Annotated in this window: 22 protein-coding genes; 9 read left to right on the top strand and 13 right to left on the bottom strand. The window is 48.4% G+C overall.

The window, feature by feature from the left end; translation table 11 throughout:
- Positions 1–17: 17 nt before the first annotated feature.
- The 3 genes from ACXYMU_RS17795 to gldB all read right to left on the bottom strand — a co-directional run bounded on the left by ACXYMU_RS17795 (position 18) and on the right by gldB (position 2991).
- Complete coding sequence (locus ACXYMU_RS17795; RefSeq protein ID WP_458987776.1) at positions 18–485, bottom strand: DUF4890 domain-containing protein; 468 nt, start codon at positions 483–485, stop codon at positions 18–20.
- Positions 486–674: 189 nt separating this feature from the next.
- Positions 675–1874: a glycosyltransferase family 4 protein gene (locus ACXYMU_RS17790; protein ID WP_458987775.1), complete on the bottom strand. Its 1200-nt coding sequence runs from the start codon at positions 1872–1874 to the stop codon at positions 675–677.
- A gap of 112 nt (positions 1875–1986) precedes the next feature.
- Positions 1987–2991: a gliding motility lipoprotein GldB gene (gene gldB / locus ACXYMU_RS17785; RefSeq protein WP_458987774.1), complete on the bottom strand. Its 1005-nt coding sequence runs from the start codon at positions 2989–2991 to the stop codon at positions 1987–1989.
- Between the two features lie 74 nt (positions 2992–3065).
- Here gldB and ACXYMU_RS17780 point away from each other — a divergent pair, with 74 nt between their 5' ends.
- Complete coding sequence (locus ACXYMU_RS17780) at positions 3066–3737, top strand: porin family protein (protein WP_458987773.1); 672 nt, start codon at positions 3066–3068, stop codon at positions 3735–3737.
- A gap of 82 nt (positions 3738–3819) precedes the next feature.
- Here ACXYMU_RS17780 and ACXYMU_RS17775 read toward each other — a convergent pair whose 3' ends face one another.
- From ACXYMU_RS17775 to ACXYMU_RS17765, 3 genes are all read right to left on the bottom strand, one after another.
- Positions 3820–5412, bottom strand: coding sequence for an Rne/Rng family ribonuclease (locus ACXYMU_RS17775; RefSeq protein ID WP_458987772.1), 1593 nt, complete (start codon positions 5410–5412; stop codon positions 3820–3822).
- 214 nt (positions 5413–5626) lie between these two features.
- Positions 5627–6502 carry a tetratricopeptide repeat protein gene (locus ACXYMU_RS17770; RefSeq protein WP_458987771.1) on the bottom strand — a complete coding sequence of 292 codons (876 nt, stop codon included), beginning with the start codon at positions 6500–6502 and terminating at the stop codon, positions 5627–5629.
- A 50-nt stretch (positions 6503–6552) separates the two neighbouring features.
- Entirely contained in the window at positions 6553–6873 is a 321-nt protein-coding gene (locus ACXYMU_RS17765) for an HU family DNA-binding protein (RefSeq protein ID WP_262886655.1), read from the bottom strand.
- A 319-nt stretch (positions 6874–7192) separates the two neighbouring features.
- Between ACXYMU_RS17765 and mutY the strand changes: the two genes are divergently transcribed.
- From mutY to recG, 6 genes are all read left to right on the top strand, one after another.
- A complete protein-coding gene (mutY, locus tag ACXYMU_RS17760) occupies positions 7193–8284 on the top strand; it encodes an A/G-specific adenine glycosylase (RefSeq protein ID WP_458987770.1) in 1092 nt (363 codons plus the stop codon).
- A gap of 107 nt (positions 8285–8391) precedes the next feature.
- Positions 8392–8895, top strand: coding sequence for a single-stranded DNA-binding protein (locus ACXYMU_RS17755; protein WP_458987769.1), 504 nt, complete (start codon positions 8392–8394; stop codon positions 8893–8895).
- Between the two features lie 27 nt (positions 8896–8922).
- Entirely contained in the window at positions 8923–10293 is a 1371-nt protein-coding gene (gene gldE, locus ACXYMU_RS17750) for a gliding motility-associated protein GldE (protein ID WP_458987768.1), read from the top strand.
- Positions 10253–10867, top strand: coding sequence for a gliding motility lipoprotein GldD (gene gldD, locus ACXYMU_RS17745; protein ID WP_458987767.1), 615 nt, complete (start codon positions 10253–10255; stop codon positions 10865–10867). The genes gldE and gldD overlap by 41 nt, the downstream gene beginning before the upstream one ends.
- A 200-nt stretch (positions 10868–11067) precedes the next feature.
- The gene (locus tag ACXYMU_RS17740; RefSeq protein WP_458987766.1) at positions 11068–12042 is read left to right on the top strand and encodes an FRG domain-containing protein; all 975 of its coding nucleotides are present in this window, start codon (positions 11068–11070) and stop codon (positions 12040–12042) included.
- A 151-nt stretch (positions 12043–12193) separates the two neighbouring features.
- Entirely contained in the window at positions 12194–14293 is a 2100-nt protein-coding gene (recG, locus tag ACXYMU_RS17735) for an ATP-dependent DNA helicase RecG (RefSeq protein ID WP_458987765.1), read from the top strand.
- A 29-nt stretch (positions 14294–14322) separates the two neighbouring features.
- On the opposite strand, the gene ACXYMU_RS17730 is transcribed toward recG, so the two are convergent.
- Entirely contained in the window at positions 14323–14547 is a 225-nt protein-coding gene (locus tag ACXYMU_RS17730; protein ID WP_458987764.1) for a hypothetical protein, read from the bottom strand.
- A 185-nt stretch (positions 14548–14732) separates the two neighbouring features.
- Here ACXYMU_RS17730 and ACXYMU_RS17725 point away from each other — a divergent pair, with 185 nt between their 5' ends.
- Positions 14733–16238, top strand: coding sequence for a hypothetical protein (locus ACXYMU_RS17725; RefSeq protein ID WP_458987763.1), 1506 nt, complete (start codon positions 14733–14735; stop codon positions 16236–16238).
- Here the strand turns inward: ACXYMU_RS17725 and ACXYMU_RS17720 are convergent.
- From ACXYMU_RS17720 to ACXYMU_RS17695, 6 genes are all read right to left on the bottom strand, one after another.
- Entirely contained in the window at positions 16226–16978 is a 753-nt protein-coding gene (locus tag ACXYMU_RS17720; RefSeq protein ID WP_458987762.1) for a glycosyltransferase family 2 protein, read from the bottom strand. The genes ACXYMU_RS17725 and ACXYMU_RS17720 overlap by 13 nt on opposite strands.
- Positions 16979–17143: 165 nt before the next feature.
- Complete coding sequence (locus ACXYMU_RS17715; RefSeq protein ID WP_458987761.1) at positions 17144–18928, bottom strand: acyl-CoA dehydrogenase family protein; 1785 nt, start codon at positions 18926–18928, stop codon at positions 17144–17146.
- Between the two features lie 33 nt (positions 18929–18961).
- Entirely contained in the window at positions 18962–19330 is a 369-nt protein-coding gene (locus tag ACXYMU_RS17710) for a four helix bundle protein (RefSeq protein ID WP_458987760.1), read from the bottom strand.
- A gap of 37 nt (positions 19331–19367) precedes the next feature.
- Positions 19368–20546, bottom strand: coding sequence for an acetyl-CoA C-acyltransferase (locus ACXYMU_RS17705; protein WP_458987759.1), 1179 nt, complete (start codon positions 20544–20546; stop codon positions 19368–19370).
- 31 nt (positions 20547–20577) lie between these two features.
- Positions 20578–22980, bottom strand: coding sequence for a 3-hydroxyacyl-CoA dehydrogenase/enoyl-CoA hydratase family protein (locus tag ACXYMU_RS17700; protein WP_458987758.1), 2403 nt, complete (start codon positions 22978–22980; stop codon positions 20578–20580).
- A 24-nt stretch (positions 22981–23004) separates the two neighbouring features.
- Positions 23005–23439 carry a MarR family winged helix-turn-helix transcriptional regulator gene (locus ACXYMU_RS17695; protein WP_458987757.1) on the bottom strand — a complete coding sequence of 145 codons (435 nt, stop codon included), beginning with the start codon at positions 23437–23439 and terminating at the stop codon, positions 23005–23007.
- Between the two features lie 40 nt (positions 23440–23479).
- Between ACXYMU_RS17695 and ACXYMU_RS17690 the strand changes: the two genes are divergently transcribed.
- On the top strand, positions 23480–23647 hold the full coding sequence (locus tag ACXYMU_RS17690) for a hypothetical protein (protein WP_458987756.1): 168 nt from the start codon (positions 23480–23482) through the stop codon (positions 23645–23647).
- Positions 23648–23650 lie beyond the last annotated feature (3 nt).

Here is a 23650-nt window from a genome sequence, read left to right as displayed (position 1 = left end):
ATGGGCAATTAGTAAGTTTAACGACTACCGTTATGCCTGGTGCCCTCTCGGCCATGCCCCGCTCTATGCTGGGTGCGCATTTCTTCATGCTGCTGTTGGTATTGGGTATACTGCTTTTCGGTGAGTATGTCTTTTAACTCAGCCTGCCACTGTTGGTGTGCAGCCTTCATCTCTTCCTTACGCTGTTCCCTGTTTTCAGCATGCCGCTCTTTTTGCTGCGCATGCATTTCTTTTCGGTGCGCAACTTGCCTCAGGTGCAATGCCTGCAGCCTTTTAGCCTGCGCTTTATTCAGTCCGAGCTCTTGGGTCATTTTTTCGGTACGGCGTGCAGCCCGCTCTTCCGGGCTTAACTGGCTTTGTTTGTGCTTGCCATCCTGCCGCTCGGTATGAGCTTTTTTATGCTTATCCTTATGCGGGGCCTGCTGGGCAAAAGAACTACCTGCTATCATCGCACTTAGTAAGAGCATTGCCAGTATCTTTTTCATCTTTTTAGCTTTTTAAGGTGAAGCGGTGCTGGCCAGAAATTGAATCTGTTCCCTGAACAGCCCGCAATGATTTACCTAATGCTAAAGCTATGCCAGAAATGATGCGAGGTAGCAAAAGCCGCAGCAGCAATTTGCTATTTTACTCCGGTAAGATAGTCTGAAGGGTATAAACTAGCAGGAGGGTTGCTTTTATTTCGACGCAGCTCTTTGAAGTATATCTTCCACTTGCAGGACCAACTGTTGCCGATCGAAGTACTGCCGTGCCACAGCTGCACCGCGTTGCCCTGCCTGTACCAAGGCATCGGGCTGTGCCAAGAGTTGCTCCATCAGCTGGCTCATCTGGTCTGGCTGCCCGGCTGGGGTATACCATCCGCAGGCATGCGTTTCCACGAAAGTTTTTGTCCAGCCGGCATTAGTAACCAGTACTGGGGTACTGCTTGCCAGGCTATCATAGAACTTTGCCGGCGAGTTAGTAGCCAGCACAGGCAAGTTATTAAATGAAACAACCGCCAGAGACGCAAGCTCGAAAACCTTAAAGATAGCGGGTCGGGGCTGTGGGGGTAGCAGCAGCAGGTTGGGCACACGCAGTGCCAGTTGCTGTAACTGTGGCTCATAATACCCGCCGCCTGTAAAGATGAACTGGATATGGGTGACTGTGGCTAGCTTTTCTACCACCTGCATCAGCGTCGGGATATCGTTCGCGCGGCCGTAAGTTCCCGCGTACAGCACAACCTGCTTCCCATGCAAGTTATACTGCAGCCGTAGCGCCTCTATCTCCTCCTGCTTTACATTTGCTGTAAGTTGCAGGTCGGTGCCATTAAAGTTTGTGGTGATCTTTTCACGGCTTATCCCCAGGCTGGCAACGTACTCGGTCATATCAGGTGAGAGCGTGATGATGTGGCTGGCACTTTGGTAGAGTTTCCTCTCAAGCTGAAACAGCCACTTTTTCAGCAGACTGTTTTTTACAGCACCCATTTCAATCGGGAAGCTCGGCCACAGGTCCTGCACTTCAAATACCCAGGGTATACCCCGCCACTTGGCTACCTGTGCTGCTACCCAGGGCGTGGAAAGCGGCGTGGATACGGCCCAGATCACATCAGGCCGCTGCAATTGCATGGCTTGCCAGAACGCCCTGAGAGCAAACCCGACAAATGCCTGCAGCCGCTGCCATACCCCCATTCTATTGGCATAGGGCACCCGGCACTCGTACAACTCAACTCCTTCCGGCACCCAAGGGTAGGTATGGGTTAACCGTGTACGCCGCCACCCGTCGCTAGCCACCAGGCTTACCCGGTGCCGCTTCGCTAACGCATCCAGATAGGTATAATGGCGGCAAGTAGCCGGGCAATCCGGGTTATGATAATGCTGGTTGAGGACGGCTATGTGCATTGGCGAAGTTTATATGCGGCAGGTGCACGCTTTTGTGTTAGAGACGACATTAAACTACAACCTTGGCTACCTCTCTCATTAGCTGCAGCACTGCTACCTACAGCTGCCACGCTTACTTCTTCCGCTCTGGCTTGTACTTCGACTCAGTAAAGATTTTACGGTAGTCTGTCTCAGCCATAAGTTCCGGCAGCGTTACTTGTGGGTTACGCTCCATGTATTTTCGCACAATCTGCCAGCCTACCCAGGCACCAATACGACCGGGTGCTGTGCCATCTATCTCTGGGGTGTTGGGGCGTTCGCCGATATACTTGTTCACCACGAAAGGCGCTTTCTCATAGAGCAGGCTCTTCTCGATAAAGTGTGCCCAAATGCGGCCCTCATTGCGGTTTACGTCCGCCACCTGCTGCGCAGAGTAACTGATGATTGCTGAATCTGCGATGCAGGGCATCACTGTCTGTACAAAATAATAAGCCTTGCCAATGTTCAGCATTTCTGCCAGCAGGGTACGGTCAGCTGGGTTGGTTTTGTTGAAGCGGTCGGAAAGCAGCAGCATGGCAGCAGGCACCATCTTTTCCCGCTCATACCGGTTCTGAATGTACTCATATACCTGCGGCCGGTAGCTGGCACTTTCACCAATAAAATAGTCCAGGCCAAACACAAGCAAGCTGTCTGATACATAAATATCATTGCCCAAGCTGCCCAGGCCGGTTACGAAAGTCTTTACCTGCGGCGCCTCAAACGCCGGGTAGTGGTGCTTCACCACTTTAAAGGCGGTTTCTAACTGCTGTTGCTCCTCGGCCATATTCCCAAAGCGCTTTTCAGCCTGCTGCACCAGGGTATCCAACGGCGCATTAGAAGACAAGCCAAACAAGGATGCGATGAGTTCTTCATCAAGGCCGCTGGGGTTCAGTTGCAGGTAGCTTTTCGTGAATAGAGGGTTTTCCGCCAGGAATCGCCGCATATCTTCTTCTGACTCAACCGAGAAAAAGGGCTTCTCCAGCCGCTCAATCTCTACTTGCATAGGTATGGCTGCTATCTCATCTGGCAGATCACATCCCTTATCGCCACAGCTAAAGGCAAACAATACAATTGCCGCTAATAAAATTCTATAATACATTGTTGCGTATCTTTGTACAAAAATAGGGTGTTCCTTCGTATTAGGGTAACACATAGCACAATTAAACTATACATATGAAAAAACTCACACTCCTTACGCTGTTTTTGGTAGCGGGCTACGCTGCCCAAGCACAGGTAGAGATTGGATTAATGTTTTCGCCAACCATTTCCGGAAACCGGTTTGTAGCCGAGGACAAGTATAAACTCAACAAAGAGAATAGCAGCATGCATATCGGCGTAGGAGTTGTTGCTGATTACTTTTTTGCCCAGAATTACGCTTTCAGCACCGGCTTGCTATACCGAGGCAAGGGTAGTGAGATCTCTTACAGCTATACCCGCGAGGACGGCTCAGGCGCTACGGTAACCACCCGTGGCCAGGACGACATCTCACTGCAGTACATAGAGTTGCCTGTCGCGCTAAAGCTTTTTACCAACGAAATTGCCCCGAGCACTATTGCTTACTTCCAGGTAGGGGGCTCTCTTAACACGAAAGTAGCAGCCCAGGTGAACAACAAAAAAGTAATCGACAGCGAAAGGGTGCTGAAGCGCTTCAATATCTTTGAGGCGGATGTGCTGCTTGGCGGTGGCGTGGAATACCAGATGGGCCAGAGCACCAAACTGTTTGGCGGCCTTACTTACCACCGCGGCCTAACCGACATCGACGATTATTACGAGAAGATACTAAGTGACAAGAACATCTCCATCAAAAACAATAGCGTCTCGCTGGATGTGGGCGTAAAGTTCTAACCCGCCTTTAAAAATACTTAGCCTTAAAACAAGAAAGCCGCTCCAATAGCTATTGGGGCGGCTTTCTTGTTGCTTTATATTGCTAATCTTCTTCTACTACAACGCTCACATCCGATAGTGCGGCGCGCAGCTCAATTTCCTCTCCCCTGTCGTCCATTACTTTGAAATCCATAATGCCCAAGGAGGTATCCTTCACTAAGGTTACCCATTTAAAGTACTTGAAGAACCACTTCATCTGCTTCGACACCACTCCCTTTGTATAGTAAGAATACAGGAACGGGTGCAGGTACAGCGTCAGGCTCTTGTGGTTGTGGCTGGTCAGCAGGTCGTCTACCGCTGCCTCAATCTCATCTGTCACCAGTATACTGGCCGTAATTTTACCGGTGCCGTTGCACGTAGGGCAAACCTCGCCGGTGATAATGTTTTGCTCTGGCCGCACACGTTGCCGCGTGATCTGCATCAGGCCAAATTTGGAGATGGGAAGAACGGTTGATTTGGATCGGTCCCGCTTCATTTCCTCTTTCACCACCTCATATACTTTCTGGCGGTTTTCAGGCGACTTCATATCGATGAAGTCTATTACAATGATACCACCTATATCCCGGAGGCGCAGTTGGCGGGCCACTTCTTTGGCTGCCATCATGTTCACGTTCAGCGCGGTTGCCTCCTGATCGGTTTCGGTATTGGATTTGTTGCCACTGTTCACATCCACCACATGCAGCGCTTCGGTGTGCTCTATTACCAGGTATCCGCCACCTGGTATCGTCACTGTTTTCCCGAAAGCAGCCTTCAGCTGTTTCTCGATGTTAAAGTGTTCAAAGGTTTTTGTCTTGCCAGTATAATGCTTCAGAATGTTTAACCTATCTGGTGCAATGCTACTGATGTATGCCTTGATGTCGTCATAAAGGGTTGTTTCGTCAACCACTATGCTGTCAAAGCTCTCGTTTAATAAATCCCTCAAGATGGAGGAAGAACGGTTTAGCTCGCCGATGACTTTGTCGTTTGGCTTAGCTATTCTAAGCGTCTTAAAGCCTTCTTCCCAGTTCGTGATCATGTTGCGCAGGTCTCTGTCGAGCTCTGCCACATCACGGCCTTCTGCCACCGTCCTGATAATTACGCCAAAATTCTCCGGCTTAATAGAGGTGATCAGTCGCTTCAGGCGTGTGCGCTCTTCCTTGCTGACAATTTTTTTGGAGACACTTACCGTGTTTGAAAACGGCACGAGCACCAGGTAACGGCCAGCGAGCGAAATCTCGCAGGAAAGGCGCGGGCCTTTGGTAGATATAGGCTCTTTTACAATCTGCACCAATAGCTGCTGCCCTTTTTTCAGGACATCAGCCATCTTGCCGAGCTTATCTATTTCAGGCTCAAATTTAAACTGGGTAAGCTTTGGTGAAGCGTTCTTCTGTGTCTGCGCTGCTTTAACATACTTGTTAAGCGTCTTTATATTCGCTCCCAGATCATGGTAATGCAAGAAAGCATCCTTCTGGTAGCCAATATCAATAAAAGCAGCGTTTAGGCCAGGCATCACTTTTTTTACAGTACCCAGAAAAATATCACCTACAATGTAGTCCGTGTCTTTCGACTCGAAGTGATACTCTACCAGGCGTTTATCCTGTAAAAGCGCAATACGTTCCCCATCCTGAGTAGAATTGATAATCAGTTCGTTACTCAATTTCTCTCAAATGGTTATTTAGGATGTATAAGACCAAAGCCCACTTTTGCAAAGCAAAGTGGGCCCTACTAAACGCAGAAGAAATTACTTCTTCTTGTGTCTGTTCTTTCTTAAGCGCTTCTTTCTCTTGTGAGTAGCAATCTTATGTCTTTTTCTTTTCTTTCCGCAAGGCATAGTCTTGTGTTTTCGTTATATGAATGATTTCTTTAATTCACTAATTCAATTTTGCCAGCTCCTCGTCCACCGAGGCTGCCAGCGCCGGATCGTCGCTCATGTCCTTCACCTTGTTAAACAAGGCTTTCGCTTCTTCGCGCTGATCCGTATTTGCCAACGACACAGCTAAATAGAAGGTTCCTTCCACATGTTTCGGGTTCACCGACACCAGATGTCTGAAACGCTCCACTGCTCTGTCATACTGCCGCGACTGTATTGACAGAATGCCGAGGTTAAACAGCGCCTTCTCGTTGTTCGGGTCTGTAGCGATCACCTCACGTAGCAGGGTTATGCCCTGCATCGGGTTTGACGTCGCAATATACGTCATTGCCACGTTAGTTTTCGCATCTAGCTCCGAAGGGTTATTCTTCAGCACCTGCTCGTACATTGCACGTGCTTTAGCCCCTAACTCGGTGGCACGGTCTTGTGTGGCCGCAAAGGTAAAGGCCTCGTAATACGCGTCCCCTGCCTTCTTGTAGCTCTTCTCGCCTCCGCGTGCCTCTGCTGCCATCTCGTAATAATAGCCTGCGCTGTCATACTTGCTGGTTGTTGCATAAGCCGCCGCAAGTTCCGAAGCCAGGCGCATACGTGCCTGGGTGTCAGTGGCCTTGTTGAACTTGGCACGCACCGTCGCCAGCTCCATGAGCTGCTCCGGCGATGCCGTCATATGGGCCGCTGCCGCTGTACCTTCCGCACCGTGGTCATGCCCGTCGTCTGCACTGTGCCCCTCCGCAGATTCTGACGAAGCAGTGTTTGAGTTGGCAAAGTTACCTTTGTCTTCCTCATTTACAACCACTTTAGGCAAAAAGAACATCACAGCAACCAAGCCAATGGCCGTGACAATTATCAGTATTTGTAACCGTGATATTCTTTTCACCTAAGGGTATGTTTGTTTTTTAATGATTTAGATCAGCAAATATACAAAAATTAAGAATGTGTCAGCTCCTGTATTTTTTTGCTGTTTTTGATTTTCTGGATGAACGTCTTAGACGGCTTGAAGCTTGGAATAAAGTGCTCGTCGATGATGATAGACGTGTTCTTTGAGATGTTACGGGCTACTTTCTTCGCACGCTTCTTGTTTACAAAGCTACCAAAACCTCTCACATAGATGTTGTTTCCATCAGCCATTGAGTCCTTCACTACCTTGAAAAAAGCTTCTACCGTAGCCTGTACGTCTGCCTTATCAATCCCTGTTTTATCAGCAACTTCTGATATTACTTCTGCTTTAGTCACTTTCTTAGTTTTTATAAATTTAAATAATAAGTTAACTCTCAATCTTTTGACCCGTGAAATTGCACGCGCTCACTGATTTTCGGGGCACAAAGGTAATTTTAGTTTTTGATAACTAAAAGCAAACTTCCTAAATTATTAGCCCCTCATAAGCACGTTGTTAGCTACTGCAAAGCTATTTTTAAACCCAGCCGGTTACGGTCGCTTCCCCTGCTAACGCATGTTTGCAACATATATTTCAAACAGTCAGCAGCTTATGCGCAATTGTGTTGCTGCCAAACATTACGCTTCCCTGCGTTGTTCCATTATCTAAAAATATTCTTATTTATCTTTGCGCATGGCTTCACCTGAGCAGGCACATTTTGCCACCACCCTTCTTCGTTGGTATGGCCAACACAAACGCACATTGCCGTGGCGCGACACCACTGACCCATACTATATCTGGCTCTCAGAGGTGATTCTGCAGCAGACCAGGGTGGCGCAGGGCTTGCCGTATTACCTGAAGTTTGTGGAGGCATACCCTACTGTGCAACAGCTTGCCGCTGCCCCTGAAGACGAGGTACTCCGGCTTTGGCAGGGGCTCGGCTATTATTCCAGGGCGCGCAACATGCACCATACGGCACGGGTTGTAACTGAAACGCACAGTGGCCAGTTCCCCGGCAACTTTGCTTCACTGCTAAAGCTCAAAGGAGTAGGAAGTTATACCGCTGCGGCTATTGCCGCTTTCGCATTCAAAGAAAAGGTGGCTGTGCTGGACGGGAACGTGTTCCGGGTGCTCGCCCGCGTTTTTGGAATATCCGACGATATTGCCGCCCCGGCATCGCGTAAAGTGTTCCAGCAACTGGCCGACAGTTTAGTGCCCGCCGATGCTCCAGATATATATAACCAGGCCATCATGGAGTTCGGCGCCATCCAATGTACGCCTGTGATGCCTGACTGCCTGTTCTGCCCGCTGCAGCAAAGCTGCTTTGCGTTTAACCATGGCATGGTGCAGGAACTGCCTGTCAAAAGCAAGGCAAAAGCCGCCAGGCTACGCTTTTTCCATTACATTGTGCTAGAGCACGAGCAGCGTTTTTATATGCGTAAACGGCTGGAGGGCGACATATGGCAAGGGCTCTATGACTTTTACCTGCACGAAAGCCGGGAGAAAGAGTTGCGCATGGAGACACTCCTGGATGAGTTGACGCAAGCCGGCCTTATGATGGATAAAGCGATGATTCAGCCCCCGAAACAGGCTTACAAACACATCCTGAGCCATCAAAAAATCACTGCTCATTTTTACCAGATAAAGCTGCAGGATGCCTTGCCACAAGCGATAATGCAGGAAACCAGATTGCTCCCGTTCAGTGCGCCGGAAATAGAGGCCCTGCCAAAGCCAATTTTAATAAACAGCTATTTGAAGGATGCGAAGATTTTAGTATATTTATAGACTGAAACTATTCTTGCACCGAAAGCATTATTAGTTCAGTAAGCCATTTTGCCTCCAGCTTGGTTGCTGGAGTAGCCCAATTCAATTTAATATTATCGTAAAAAGACATGGCAAGTGTAAACAAAGTAATTCTGATCGGCAACTTGGGCAAAGACCCAGAAGTTCGCCATTTAGAGGGTGGTGTAGCAGTAGCTCGCTTCCCAATGGCCACCTCCGAAACCTTTAAAGACAAGACCGGCCAGCGCCAGGAGCGCACTGAGTGGCACAACATTGTGGTTTGGAGAGGGTTGGCCGAAGTAGCAGAGAAGTACCTGAAAAAAGGTAATTCTGTCTACATCGAAGGCAGACTCCGTACAAACAACTACCAGGACAAAGACGGCATTCAGCGTTACTCCACCGAAATCGTGGCCGACAACATGACTATGTTGGGTGGCCCAAGTGGGGGAAGTAACAGCAGTGGAGGTGATAACAACTATCAGCAGTCTTCTTCACCGGCTGCGTCGTCAGCCTCTTCTGGCAGTAGCTCAGGCAGCAATTATAGCAGCGGTTCCGGAAACAGTGGCAACACGTCTTCGTTCCAGACCGATGAGCCAGACGACCTGCCATTTTAAACCCATGTTTCACGAAACGAAACGATTTTGGAAAGTATAGACCCCGGAGACCCCCTGAGTTATAGTTTACTTCAGATTTTTGAAAGTTCACTGACTCAGCTCAGGTTCGAATATATTGCCGCCATTGTGGCTGGCATTCTCTTACTGCTGCTCTCTGCCCTCACCTCGGGGGCAGAGGCCGCTTTCTTCTCCCTCTCTGAGCGGGAACTGGAGCAGTGCAAAAACAGCAAGCTGCCTTCAGAGCAGCGCGTCTATCAGTTGCTGCAAAACCCTCGCAAGCTCCTCACCACCATTCTCATCCTGAATAACGGCATTAATGTCACCATCATCACGCTATTTGCCTATGTAGCCTGGCAGCTGTTTGGCACCATGGTGCTCCCCGCTGGCGTAATGATCGCGTGCATGCTGTTTGCCACATTCTTCATCGTTTTTTGCGGTGAGGTGCTCCCGAAGGTATATGTGCAGAAAAGGCGGCTTTTGATTACGCGTCGCACAGGCGCTATCCTGGATCGTTTGGAGCGACCAATCAGCCCGCTTTCGGGATTGCTGATGTTTATCAGCGAATACATCGAGAGGAAATATATCAGCAAAGGGTATAACCATACCATCGAAGATCTGCACCATAGCCTTGACGTTGCCCTGACAAACGAGGAAACCTCTCCGGAGGAACGTCGCATTTTGCGCGGTGTGGTCAACTTCGGCTCTATTAGCGTGAAGCAGATCATGCGTCCGCGCATCGACATTGTGGCGTTCAGCACCAGCATGACGCTATCGGAACTGCTGCCCCAGATTGTGCAGTGGGGTTACTCCCGGGTGCCGGTTTATACCCAGAGCAATGACAAGATTGAAGGCATACTCTACGTAAAGGATCTTTTACCCCATCTGCACAAAGGCAATGACTTCGCATGGCAGAAGTTGGTGAGGCCGCCATTCTTCGTGCAGGAAAACCGTCGCATCTCGGAGCTCTTCCAGGATTTCAAGGAGAAGCACGTGCACATGGCCATTGTGCTGAATGAGTATGGTGCTACCAGCGGGTTGCTGACCCTTGAAGACATTGTAGAGGAAATTGTAGGCGAGATCAACGATGAGTATGACGACGATGATGACATCATCTATTCTCAACTCGACGAAAATACCTATATCTTTGACGGGAAAACCTCACTTCACGACTTCTGCAAGGTAACGGAAATGCCTTTCGATGCTTTCAATGAAGTAAAGGGAGAGAACGAGACGGTAGCAGGTTTGATCCTGACGCTGTTCTCTCGCATACCGCGTGTTGGCGAGGAAATCACATATGCCCGGTTCCATTTTACTGTAGAGTCGGCGGACTTTAAGCGTATCAAACGAGTTAAGATAAATGTCGCAAGTAAAAAAGAGCAGTACCAGAAGGTTAGCTAAGCTGCAGTTGTTTTTAGGGTTCTGCCTGGCGTTTGCCATCGTTTCCTGCGAAGCTGAGTATACCCCAAAGCCCAAAGGCTATAACCGTATCGACCTGCCGGAAACCGCTTACAAGCCCTTACAGGAAGCACACCCGTATACATTTGAGGTTTCGGAGCACGCCAAAGTGCGCCCAGACTCCTCAGGCATTGCACAGCCGCATTGGATTAACATCATTTATCCAACGCTCGGCGCTAATGTGCAATTGACCTATAAGGCCATCAGCGGTGAAAAAATGCTGAATGACCTGATGGAAGATGCCCGTAAACTCACAGCGAAGCATCAGATTAAAGCATACGCCATCGAGGAATCCCAGATCAAAACGCCCACAGGCAATGTGGCTTCTGTTTTCGAGCTGGAAGGCGAGGTACCCAGCCAGTTTCAGTTTTATGTGACAGACTCTACCAAGCATTTCCTGCGCGGTGCCCTCTACTTCCGCACCGCCACCCAGAATGATTCGTTGGCCCCGGTTATTGAGTATGTCAAAAAAGACATTGTGCATCTGCTGAATACACTTAAGTGGCAGGATAAGTAGTTGATGGTTGTTAAATACCTCGCAGCGTGCGCAGCCCCTGCGAGCGATTAAAATGGGGGATTCTCTTTTCTAATATAGGGCATTTGTTTCTGATGGTTTATAAGTTCACTTAAATCATCATTTTTGTTCTTTATCGAAACTGATATTTTATCATACATCGTGTCCTAACAAAATACGACTACCATCTTAAGCTATACGATATGATTTCTGGGTTGATAACTGAGAAATATATAGATAATACTGAACTTCTATTTAATTATTTACTCTTTGGTAGCTATAGAAACGTTGCACCAAATTTCTTATTTAGAGGGCTTCGAAATGATGCTTATAAATTATTACCTACGATACTCAGACCTGAAAATCAAATCAAGTATTTGGAAATTCTAGATGGTAGTGAAAGTAAAATTAGTTCGCCATATTCATTCCAAAAAAGTGAGAATTATCAACAGTACTTGGAATTTGAATTCCTCAAACGCTTCTATTTAACCTGTAATCAAGAAGGTCTACCTCTACCGGATTGCCCATCAATCCGGAGCTCTTCTTTTTTTGAAGGAGGTGTTCAAATCCCTGAAAACTATCAGACGTGGCTACCTGAAGAATTATACGATGTTGCTGCATTAGCTCAACATTTTGGCATTCCTACTAGGCTTCTTGATTGGAGTACAGATTTTATAACTGCTCTTTACTTTGCTTGTGATGATGCAGAAATGGATTCTAAGGGTAATCATGTAGTTCTATGGATATTGAACCCTTATTTTGTAGAAAACATCAAAGCCTTTATCACTAAAGGTTTCCCTCTTAAGTTTATCCATCCCCCTTACTTCCAAAACCCTAATTTAAGTGCACAAAAAGGAGTGTTAACACTTTGGGAAACTCCAATAAGAGGTTATTCTGATCACACTGCTATTGACAGAACACCTTTAGAAGAACTTATAGTTAAGGAGCTTGAGCCATTGCTTCAAAATGAACTGAATTTTTTTCAAAGCTCTCCAACTTTTGGCAATGACTACTTTATTATGCAGAAATTGTTGATACCTAAATCTGAAGCTTCTAGAATCCTTAAAACTCTAGAAATACTTGGTTATTCTGAAGCTAAAATTTATCCAGGTTACAAAGGAGTAGCCAGTAGTATAATCAAAAGCAAAAATAAATCTAGGTATATACCTTTTGCTTAATTTCCCTACCACTGTTAGTAATATCACCAGTAATGGCAGGGAAATGGTGAATGGTCAGTATAAAGCCCCGGCAGCGTTTACACCTGTCGGGGCTTTTGCTTATTTTTGTATTTAAACTTGCCATACCCTAACCCCGAAAACAGGCGATAGCGTGACTAACTTCTTCCATACTAAAATAGAGTTCCTGAAGGGCGTAGGACCGATGCGGGCAGAACTGCTGCAGAAGGAGTTGAAGATTTTCACCTACGGTGACCTTATCCAGCACTACCCCTTCCGCTACCTCGACCGCACCCAGTTTTATAAAATTGCTGAGTTAGACGAAAGCATGCCTTACGTACAGGTGCGCGGGCGCATCCGTGGCAAAGAACTGTTAGGCGAAGGCAGGAAAACGCGCCTGGCTGCCACCCTGGTAGACGAAAACGGGGACCAACTGGAACTGGTATGGTTTAAGGGCGTAAAGTGGATGCAGCAAACGCTGAAGAACCACACAGACTACATTGTGTTCGGGAAGCCTACTTCCTTTAACGGCCGGTTTAACATGGCGCACCCCGAACTGGAGGAACTGAGCGAGGAAAAACAGACCACCGCCTTCCTGCAGCCGGTATACCATACCACCGAAAAGTTGAAAGCCCACCGTATCGACAGCAAGGTGATTAGCAAAATGATGGAGCATTTGCTGAAGGTGGCTTTGCCCAATGTGCAGGAATCGCTGTCGGAGGAGCTGATTGACCAGTATCGATTGATGGACAAGCAGAATGCCCTTCTGAACATCCACTTTCCGGAGTCGGCAGAGAAGTACAAGGCGGCTACCTTCCGGCTGAAGTTTGAAGAGCTATTTTATATACAGCTCCGCCTGTTTCGGCACAAGCTCGTACGCAAGGCAGACTTGCAGGGGCAGGTATTCAACCAGGTGCCTACCCTTACTGAATTCTACAAGAACCACCTTACCTTCGACCTCACCAATGCCCAGAAACGGGTCGTAAAGGAAATATACGCCGACCTGAACGAAGGCAAGCAGATGAACCGCCTGTTGCAGGGTGACGTGGGCTCAGGAAAAACAATCGTGGCTTTTATCACGATGCTAATCGCGGCAGACAATGGGGCGCAATCGGTGCTGATGGCCCCAACCGAGATTCTGGCTGACCAGCATTATGTGGGCTTGAAAAAATTTGCCGACAGCCTGGGTATAAACCTGGGAAAGCTCACGGGCTCCACCAAAACCAAAGACCGGAAAATACTGCACGAGCAACTCCGCTCCGGCAACATGAAAATGATTGTAGGCACGCATGCCCTGCTTGAGGATGTGGTTCAGTTCCAGAACCTGGGCCTGTGCATTGTGGACGAGCAGCACCGTTTCGGTGTGGAGCAGCGTTCTAAACTGTGGCGCAAGAACCCACGCATCATCCCGCATGTGCTCGTCATGACGGCCACCCCCATCCCCCGTACATTGGCCATGACGCTGTATGGTGACCTGGATGTATCGGTGATCGACGAGCTTCCGGCTGGCCGGAAGGAGATCGTGACCGTGCACCGCTTCGACTCCCACCGCCTGCGCGTGTTCCAGTTTATCCGTGACCAGATTAAGCTTGGCCGGCAGGTTTATATCGTGTACCCCCTCATCGAGGAGTCGGAGCAAATGGAGAACTACAAGGACCTGATGGATGGGTATGAAAGTGTGAAGCGCGCCTTCCCGGAGTATAAGGTAAGCATGGTGCACGGCAAGATGAAGGCGCAGGATAAAGACTACGAGATGCAGCAGTTCGTGAAGCACGAGACGCACATCATGGTGGCAACCACTGTAATTGAGGTAGGTGTGAATGTGCCGAATGCATCTGTGATGGTGATTGAGAGTGCCGAACGGTTTGGCCTTTCGCAGTTGCACCAGTTGCGGGGCCGCGTAGGCCGTGGGGCAGAACAGAGTTATTGCATCCTGATGACGAGCTACAAACTTAGCAAGGACAGCAAAACCCGGCTCGAAACAATGGTGCGTACCAATAACGGGTTTGAGATAGCGGATATTGACCTGAAACTACGGGGTCCAGGCGATTTGATGGGAACGCAGCAAAGCGGTGTGCTCGATTTGCTGATTTCAGACCTTGCCAAGGATGCGCCTATCCTGCAGGAGGCACGGGCGGCGGCGCAGCGCGTGCTACAGGCTGATCCGCTGTTAGAGCAGAGCCAAAACCTAAACATCCGGCAACATATACAATCCTTAAGCGCAAAGTCTGTAAACTGGAGCCGTATTAGTTGAGAAGGCAGTTATAGGCAGGTGGGGTATAACTAAAAGATAACATTGCTAAGCACCATCCGGTCAGACCTGATTGCTTCGTTTGATTTTTTCTCCTGCTCTTTTGGAGATTCGTTCAAGGTGTCGTACTTGATCAAAACGGGACTAACCTGATTGTTTTCTTTGGTTTTAAGTAGCGCATCTTTCTCCTGGACGCCTGTTACCTTGCTAATGGCAATAAGCACTAAGAAAGATGTTATCTTGAGTAAAAACTTCATGCGTCAGGGGGTATAGTAACCTTTACTCCCACAGCAAAAACTGGTTACCGGAACAAGGAGTTAAATAAGTGAATAACCGCTTATGACATACATGACTATAGAATTATCACGTTAAGGGTTCTGCTTCATGATTTTGATGGCATTACTATACACCAACAGCCCTGTTTAACCGTTCCACGAGAAACATGAGGTTTACTTTACACAATAAAATACCGGATAGCCTGATACCGATGAAAATACTTCGCCTTCTACCGTTTTTACTTTTAACATTGCTGTGGCATACCTCCCTGACTTTTGGGCAAGCAAAAACAAAGGCCTCCGTGGTGTTTGACTATGTCTCGAACCCAAGTGCGCCGCATTATAACCAGCGTGTGCTGCGCAAAACCATTCCATTGCAGCATAATGCCCTGGTAATGCTTACTCAAACGGCAACAAACACCTACGCTGTTGAGAAGTATAGCAGCGACCTAAAAAAGCAATGGTCTACAGAACTCAAGCTAGCTGAAGGGGAGTCGTTAGAGGCTTTTTACGCGAGCTCAGAGGTTGCCACTGTAGTGACTCACCAGGCGAGCAGCGGCAAGCAACAACTCATCGGTCACCAGGTGAATCTAAGCACAGGTAAGAAACAGGCAAGCGTACCACTCCTGGAAGCCCCTGCCACTACCCGCCGGGCGAGCGTTGTAGCCTCGGCAGATGGAAGCAAGCTACTGGCTTACCGCTACCATACCGATGCACGGCACCAGATACAGGATATCAGCGGCACTCTGTACGACGGCAAACTGCAGAAGCTCCAGGACACGCAGTATCACCTGCAGGATATACCCGCCATACTGTCCGTGGATGTGCAGCTTGGCAACAGCGGCGAGCAATACATTAACCTGATTTCAGACAACATGAAGCGCCTTACCACACGCCAGTATACCTTGGGCAGCAAAGAGGCCAGGGTCATGTCGGTGCTGGTTGGGGGTACTTTCGATGGCCGGAAGGTATACATCATGGACTCTAAATTTAAGCTGATGCCCAACGGAAAGCTCTTTGGGGCTGTGCTAACGGCTAACGAAGCATCCGGTGAGTATTACAGCTTAAAAGCCGTGAAGTTCGACTACGAGGCGGAGGATATGATTTTTGCGGAGGAGTTCCGTTTTATGCCGGAGTACCTGGCCAAAGTTAACGCGCTGGACAAACGCAGCACCCCGAAACCCGAGTTACTGGAGGATATCTACCTGTCGGACCTGGTGCTTACGCCTGAAGAGAAATTAATTGTGCTGGCGGAAAAAAAGTATACTTCAGGTGGAAAAGATGCACCGTTTTTCACGGATGAGCTGCATGTCTTTGCTTACGATGAGTACATGGATTCGGCTTGGAACGGGGTTCTGATGAAACACCAGCAGGCGCCTGCCCAAGAGGGATTTTCCAGCATTTCCTTCAGTTCTTCCTTAGATGGCACAACCTTAAACTTGCTAACGCTCGAAAAGCTTAACGGGAAGACCGACTTATACCTCCGGCAGCTCAACACTACCAACGGAACGATTGCGCCTCCTAAAACACTCGACCTACAAATAGCGGATACACCCCGACCTGCCTATGTAAAGGACTTTACGGCATGGCTGTCGGGCAAGGAACTGGTAACAGTAGTGCGGCCGGCCAAAAATGCAGACAAACTAAGGTTGCTGCTCGTTCAACTAAAATAGTCGAGCGGTTTCTGGAAGCGCTTTTTGTAAGTGCGCGCGAGATGGCTTCTTTCCTGCTGCTTATGCTGTAACTGCCTTGTAAAGGATGCCAGTTGCAGCATCATGTGCGAGAAACCGACATACGAAACGATCTCCACGTACATTTTAAACTCTTTTTTAGAGCCGTTCAGCACGCCTAGCTTGTCTACTTTGTAAGTATTGGTGGCCGACCAAGGCATCCAGCGGACCACCTTTTTATGGCGCAGCATGTAGCGGTTTATACCTACCTCCAGTTGGTAGCGCTTTACCGGCTGCTGCATTACCTGCTGCAGGTCTGCCTTCCGTAGCAGGCGCTCGCCAGAGAGCAACACATCGCTTCTATACCAGCGCACGAACCACGGTGAGTTAATGCGCCGCAGGATGATCATGTCCACAGGACTGTCGGGTTGCATAAAAGCCTCGATGGCAGCTGTAACCTCCTCATCGCGTAATTCCTGCAAGTCCGCATCCATCATCAACACCAAATCATGCCTTACATAAGCCAGCGCATGATTGATGGCCGCTGTTTTGCCCTGATTGCAGGGCAATTGCACCACCTGCACCAACGGCCAGTTTTGCCGGATGTAGGCCGCCGTACCATCCGTGGACCCATCATCCACACACAAGACTTGCCCAATCGCAGGTATCCGCGTCACGGCCTCCAGCACAGTTCCGATACGCTCACGCTCGTTGAAGCAGGGAATGAGACAGGTTATACTCATAGTTTTGAATAGTGGTAAGGGTGCATACCACATTTACGCACACCGAAAATTCTACGCCCTATTTTACTCAAAAAAATCGATCCGGATAAGCTATTATCTAGCCACAGAGCAAAAAAAAGCCCTCCTTTAAAAGGAAGGCCTTTCTAATACTTAAATAGTCAGAAATTAATACACAAAATCGTTTGCCTCGATCATGGCTGCAGCAATTCTCCTGCGGGCTTCTTTGGTGTTGTACAGGTCTTTCTTGGTAAAGCGCTTTAAACCCATGAATAACAGACGCTGCTCATCGCCTTCTGCCATGGCCGCCACGGCTTCCTTACCAGCCTTGAAGGCGGTGTCTACCGCATCGTTCACCACCACACGCACCATGTCCATTTGGTTAGACACGGATTCCTCTCCTTTTTCCTGTACCAGCTTTTCTACACGCAACAGCGTAGACTCAGCCATATAAGTCTTGATGGCCATGTCGGCGATGTTCATCAATATCTCTTGTTCTTTGGCCAGCGAGTTCATAAACTTCTGCACTGCTGTACCGGCAGTCATCAGGATCGCTTTCTTAAGGTTTCGGATGGCTTTATGCTCCGATGCAAACAAGCCTTCTTCCTCAGCACCAAAATCCGGGATAGCCATCAGTTCCTGCTGCACTGCCTGTGCTGCTCCCATCAGGTCAATTTCCCCGCCCATCGCCTTCTTCAGAATCATATCAACGGTAAGCATGCGGTTGATCTCGTTGGTACCCTCAAAAATGCGGTTGATACGGGAGTCGCGGTAAGCACGGTCCATGGGGTAATCAGCGGAGAAGCCATAGCCACCATAGATCTGCACCCCTTCGTCTACCACGTAATCCAGTACCTCAGAGCCTTCTACTTTCAGCATGGCACACTCCACTGCAAACTCCCGGGCTGCTCCCAGCAGGGCCTCATTCTCGTCTTTACCCGCAGCCACCAGTTCCTGCTCTTTGCGGTAGATGTCCATTCCCAAGCGATAAAGGGCAGACTCCACGGCATAAATGCGAATTGCCTGTTCTGCTAACTTATACTTGATGGCACCAAACTTTGAAATCGGGAGCTTGAACTGATGGCGCTCGTTGGCATACTTTACGGAAAGGCTGGCCACATTTTTGGCGGCACCTAACGTAGCGGCACCTAACTTGATACGCCCGATGTTCAGGATATTGAAAGCGATCAGGTGGCCTTTCCCGATCTCACCCAGCACATTCTCTTTCGGCACTTCGCAGTCCGAGAGAAACACCTGACGCGTAGAAGACCCCTTGATCCCCATCTTATGCTCCTCATTGCCAAGGCTCAGTCCAGGGTAACCCTTCTCCACAATAAAGCCGGTGAATTTATCGCCGTCTACCTGTGCGAACACGATAAATACATCTGCAAAGCCTGCGTTTGTAATCCACATCTTCTGGCCGTTCAGGATATAATGCGTTCCTGCCTCATTTAGTACCGCTTTGGTTTTTGCAGCCAACGCATCAGATCCAGAACCTGGCTCCGTTAGGCAGTAAGCAGACATTAACTCTCCACTTGCCAGCTTAGGGATATATTTCGCTTTTTGCTCTTCGTTACCGAAATATAGGATAGGCAGTGTCCCGATACCGGTATGCGCTGCAAAAGCCACCGGGAAAGAATGTCCTCCACCTACGGCTTCGGTTACCAATAACGCCGTATTGAAGTCCATGTTAAGGCCACCATACTGCTCAGGTATAGAGACCGCGAATAGCCCCAACTCCCCTGCTTTTTTCATAAGGCTCTCCATCAGGCCTTCCTCATGGTTATCTAAGCGGTCTAGCAGCGGCCAAACTTCGTCACGAACAAAGTCCCTACAGGTTTGCGCCATCATTTGCTGCTCCTCATTAAACTCATTCGGGATGAATACATCCTGAGGGCTTGTTTCTTTAATGAGGAACTCTCCTCCTTTTATAGTTGCGGTTTGGTTTTCCATATTTTTAAGATTTTCTTATTGTTGTATCACGTATCAAGACACACGACTTTTTCTATCAAGCATATTGATAAAGCCATTCAGCATCTTTTGTACGCCTTCATTTTTTTGTGCTAAGTCTGAGTAGTGCTGCTCTTTGATAAAGCCGAATGATTCCGCTAAAATCAGTTGTGTTTCCAGCTCGAAAGCAGACCCTAAAGCTATTTTAAGAAACTGTGCAAACTCCTTGTCTGACCCACGGCCAGCCCCTTCAGCTATGTTTGATGGAATTGAAACAACAGCACGGTTGATTTGCGATTTTAATCCATATCGTTCATCTTGAGGAAAGAGTGCTGTTACTTTATAAACGAGTTTTGCCAACTCCATTGACTCTTTCCACACCCTTAGCTCTTTGAAGTTATGCATACAAAGTCGTGCGTCTTGTGTCGTGCTACATGTGTCGTTATTTTAACAGCTCAAATACACCAGCCACGCCTTGGCCTCCACCAACGCAGGCAGTTACTATACCGTGCTTGCCTCCGGTTCTGCGCAGGTCGCTGAACAACTGCACAGAGAGTTTTGCGCCAGAGCAACCCAGTGGATGGCCTAAAGCAATCGCGCCTCCGTTTATGTTCAGTTTATCCGGATCAAAGTCCAGGTGGCGCATCACAGCAATTGACTGTGCAGCAAAGGCTTCGTTCATCTCAATCAGATCAATGTCGTTAAGCGTTTTGCCTGCCAATTTCAAAGCTTTCGGAACGGCTGCTATTGGCCCCATACCCATGATGCGTGGGTCGATGCCCCCCGTTGCATAGCTTACTAAACGAGCAACTGGCTCCAGGTTAAGCTCTTTTACCATACGCTCACTCATCACGATGGCAAAGGCAGCACCATCAGAAGTTTGGGAAGAGTTACCGGCTGTAACTGTGCCGCCGGCAGCAAACACAGGTCTTAATTTTGCCAAGGCTTCCATGGAAGTATCAGCACGCGGGCCTTCATCGGTGTCAACAACATAGGTCTTGGTCTTCTTCTTACCATTTTCATCCAGGTAAGTCTCCTCGATGGTAATCGGCACGATCTGATCTTTGAAGTAGCCTTTTTCGATTGCATTCAATGCCTTTTGGTGACTCTTGTAGGCAAACTCATCCTGGTCTTCACGTGAAACATTATAATCGCTGGCTACGGCCTCTGCTGTTAAACCCATGCTCAAATACCAGTCCGGGTTGTTCTTCGCGATCTTGTAGTTTGGCACAGTTTTCCAGCCAGCAGTAGGCACCATCGACATTGACTCCGTACCTCCTGCAATAATACAGTCGGCCATACCCGCTTGAATACGGTTCGCAGCAATGGCAATGGTTTCTAGCCCAGACCCGCAATAACGGTTAACCGTCATGCCACTAACCGACATTGGCAGGGCTAAAAGCGATACCATACGGCCAATCTGCAGCCCTTGCTCTGCCTCGGGCACTGCGTTTCCTACTATCAGGTCATCTACACGCGCAGGGTCCAGGGCAGGCACGGCATTTAAAACATGCTTGATGACATCAGCAGCCAGGTCATCGGGTCTCATAAACCGGAATACACCACGCGGAGCCTTGCCCACTGCGCTACGGAATCCGGCTACTATATACGCATTATTCATTTTGATGCTCTTTTATAGTTGATACTATAGATTAGTTTCTCAGTGGTTTGCCAGTTGTCAGGATGCTTTGGATACGCTCCAGTGTCTTGCGCTCTCCGGTTAATGACAGGAAGGCTTCGCGCTCCAGATCCAACAGGTACTGCTCACTTACTTCGGTGGGGGCAGATAAGTCTCCACCGCACATTACATAAGCAAGCTTCTCAGAGATTTTCTTATCATGCTCAGAGATATAACGACCTGTATACATCGCGTTGGCACCAGTCAGGAACATACCCAAGGCACCTTTACCCTGCACTTTTACATTTGTGCGCTTTACAGGCATGGTATAACCTGCATCTGCCAACAGGATAGCCTGCGCTTTTGCATCAGCAATCAGGCGATTGCTATTAATGGTAATGCCGTCGGATTTGCGCATATAGCCTAAGTCTATTGCCTCTTTTGCTGAGGTAGAAACCTTAGCCATACCAATCGTTAGGAATACGTTTTTTAGATCGTTGTACTCGATGTCACCATCGGCATACATGTCAGCAGCGCGGAGTGTCAACTCCTTCGTTCCGCCACCGCCAGGTATCAGGCCAACACCAAATTCTACTAAGCCCATATAGGTTTCTGCGGCAGCCTGCACATGGTCGCAATGTAGGTTAAGCTCGCAACCACCTCCAAGGGTTAGGCCATGGGGTGCGCCTACTACCGGAATAGCAGAATAGCGCATGCGCATCATCGTATCCTGGAACTGTTTGATCATGAAGTTAATCTCGTCATACTCCTGTTCCAGCGCATACATGTATACCAAGCCGATGTTTGCACCTGCCGAGAAGTTTGCTCCATCGTTACCAACTACCATACCTCTGAAATCTTTTTCAGCCAACTCGATACCTTTATTTAGGCCGGCAGTTACATCGCCACCAATGGTATTCATCTTGGTATGAAACTCTACATTCAGGATACCATCACCCAGGTCAGTAATTGTAGTTCCGCTGTTTTTCCAGATTACTTTGTTGCTGCGCAGGTTATCTAAAATGATAAAGTTCTCAGCACCTGGTATGGCCTTGTATTCTTTACTTTGGATGTCGTAATAGCGACGGGTGCCGTTCTCTACGATATAGAAAGCCTCTTTACCATGCTCTAGCATTTCCTCTACCCACTTGGCAGGCTCGTATCCGTTTTCGAGCATGCGCTGAACGCCTTCGCGGGCCCCAATGGCATCCCAATATTCGAAAGGCCCAAGCTCCCAGCCAAAGCCGGCACGCATCGCGTCATCTATTCTGTATAGCTCATCCGATATCTCCAGAATACGGTTGCTCACATACTGGAACAAACCGAAAAGAGACTCATTAAAGAACTTCGCAGCTTTATCGTCTTGCTTTGACAGTGCCTTGATTCGTTTCCTTAAGTCGTCAATAGGCTTAAGCACCTCAAGGCTCTGGAACTTTACTTTCTGCTTAGGCCCATACTCCAAAGAATTCAAGTCAAGGGTTAAAATCTCGGTCTTGCCCTTTGCATCCTTTGTCTTCTTATAAAAGCCTTGTCCGGTTTTATCGCCAAGCCACTTGTTATCTACCATTTTTTGCAGATAGTCAGGCAGCTTAAACAAGTCTCTTGACTCGTCTTTCTCTCCTGTCTGGTACAAACCATTGGCTACATTAGCCAACGTGTCCAAACCAACCACATCCAACGTTCTGAAGGTAGCAGACTTCGGACGGCCAATAATTGGACCAGTCACTTTATCCACTTCATCCACGGTCAGGCCAAGTTTATTCATTACCTGCAAGCCTTGCATAATGGCATAGATACCAACTCGGTTCGCAATAAAGGCAGGAGTATCTTTAGCCAATACAGTAGTCTTACCAAGGTATAGGTCCCCGTAATGCATCAGGAAGTCAATAACTTCCTGATCCGTTTCCGGGGTAGGGATTATCTCCAGGAGTTTAAGGTAGCGCGGTGGGTTGAAGAAGTGCGTACCACAGAAGTGCTTTTTGAAGTCATCTGAGCGACCGTCCAGCATCATATGGATCGGGATGCCCGATGTGTTGGAAGAAATAAGCGTGCCCGGTTTGCGATGCTGCTCCACCTGGTCATACACGATCTTCTTTATTTTCAGGTTCTCCACTACTACCTCAATTGTCCAGTCGGCCGTAGCGATATCCTTCATGTTATCATCGAAGTTACCCGTCTGGATCAGGCGGGCATCCTCTTTACGGTACAGCGGAGAAGGGTTAGACTTGATAGCAGCCTGCAAATGGCTGTTCACAACGCGGTTCCGCACCGCCTTGCTCTCGAGCGTCTGTCCTTTTTTCTCCTCTTCCGGTGTCAGCTCTTTCGGAACGATGTCGAGTAGCAATACCTGCACCCCGATATTGGCAAAGTGGCAGGCAATCCGGGAGCCCATCACGCCCGAGCCTAACACCGCTACTTTTTTAATTATTCTTTTCATAGAATAGCTCTGGTTGTCTATGGTTTAATAGATTTCTTTATCTTCAATCATACCCATGATGCGGCTGCATACACCGAAGAACACATCGAGGTCCTGCTGTGGTATTTCCTCGCGCACCTTCTTGTTAAACTGTATGACTACCTGCCGCGACACCTCTTTTTTCTCCAGCCCTTTCTTGGTCAGGAAGATGCGCACCAGGCGTTTATCGCTTGGGTCAGACTCTTTGTAAATCAGGTCCTGCTCTTCCATGCTCTTCAGGATGCGGGTGAGGCTGCGTGCCTCCAGGCCCAGAAGCGGCGCTATTTTAGTGGCCGGCGTGCCTTTCTCCTGGTCGATATTTAGCAGCACAAACCCGATCGAAGTAGTGATGTCTGATTTAGCAGCCTCATTGTTATACATACGCGAGATGGCATGCCAACACACTTTAAAGTTATAGTCTACGTTTTCTTCTGGCTTCATGTGGCGTTAGTGTTCTATACCAAATATAACAAAATTTGTTATGCTTGCATACTATATTGAAGGAAAATATTTAGCTGCCTGCATAAAGATTCATACGCGTGTTTCACTCATAGGCTGTAAAAGCTTTGGAATAACACCCGCAAGAGTTGGGGCGGATGGAAATAAAAAAACTCCCTGCCGAATTGAGGGCAGGGAGTTTTTAGCATAAATC

The organism is Pontibacter sp. CAU 1760, from assembly GCF_054482735.1.
This window is presented reverse-complemented; position numbering and strand designations above follow the sequence as displayed.

Coding starts and splice junctions, on each gene's coding strand:
- mutY (WP_458987770.1), top strand. CDS start 7,193: ATGGCTTCACCTGAGCAGGCACATTTTGCCACCACCCTTCTTCGTTGG.
- ACXYMU_RS17710 (WP_458987760.1), bottom strand. CDS start 19,330: ATGCATAACTTCAAAGAGCTAAGGGTGTGGAAAGAGTCAATGGAGTTG.
- ACXYMU_RS17755 (WP_458987769.1), top strand. CDS start 8,392: ATGGCAAGTGTAAACAAAGTAATTCTGATCGGCAACTTGGGCAAAGAC.
- ACXYMU_RS17795 (WP_458987776.1), bottom strand. CDS start 485: ATGAAAAAGATACTGGCAATGCTCTTACTAAGTGCGATGATAGCAGGT.
- ACXYMU_RS17715 (WP_458987761.1), bottom strand. CDS start 18,928: ATGGAAAACCAAACCGCAACTATAAAAGGAGGAGAGTTCCTCATTAAA.
- ACXYMU_RS17700 (WP_458987758.1), bottom strand. CDS start 22,980: ATGAAAAGAATAATTAAAAAAGTAGCGGTGTTAGGCTCGGGCGTGATG.
- ACXYMU_RS17695 (WP_458987757.1), bottom strand. CDS start 23,439: ATGAAGCCAGAAGAAAACGTAGACTATAACTTTAAAGTGTGTTGGCAT.
- ACXYMU_RS17740 (WP_458987766.1), top strand. CDS start 11,068: ATGATTTCTGGGTTGATAACTGAGAAATATATAGATAATACTGAACTT.
- ACXYMU_RS17780 (WP_458987773.1), top strand. CDS start 3,066: ATGAAAAAACTCACACTCCTTACGCTGTTTTTGGTAGCGGGCTACGCT.
- gldB (WP_458987774.1), bottom strand. CDS start 2,991: ATGTATTATAGAATTTTATTAGCGGCAATTGTATTGTTTGCCTTTAGC.
- ACXYMU_RS17790 (WP_458987775.1), bottom strand. CDS start 1,874: ATGCACATAGCCGTCCTCAACCAGCATTATCATAACCCGGATTGCCCG.
- ACXYMU_RS17705 (WP_458987759.1), bottom strand. CDS start 20,546: ATGAATAATGCGTATATAGTAGCCGGATTCCGTAGCGCAGTGGGCAAG.
- ACXYMU_RS17725 (WP_458987763.1), top strand. CDS start 14,733: ATGAGGTTTACTTTACACAATAAAATACCGGATAGCCTGATACCGATG.
- ACXYMU_RS17690 (WP_458987756.1), top strand. CDS start 23,480: ATGCTTGCATACTATATTGAAGGAAAATATTTAGCTGCCTGCATAAAG.
- ACXYMU_RS17730 (WP_458987764.1), bottom strand. CDS start 14,547: ATGAAGTTTTTACTCAAGATAACATCTTTCTTAGTGCTTATTGCCATT.
- gldD (WP_458987767.1), top strand. CDS start 10,253: ATGTCGCAAGTAAAAAAGAGCAGTACCAGAAGGTTAGCTAAGCTGCAG.
- ACXYMU_RS17720 (WP_458987762.1), bottom strand. CDS start 16,978: ATGAGTATAACCTGTCTCATTCCCTGCTTCAACGAGCGTGAGCGTATC.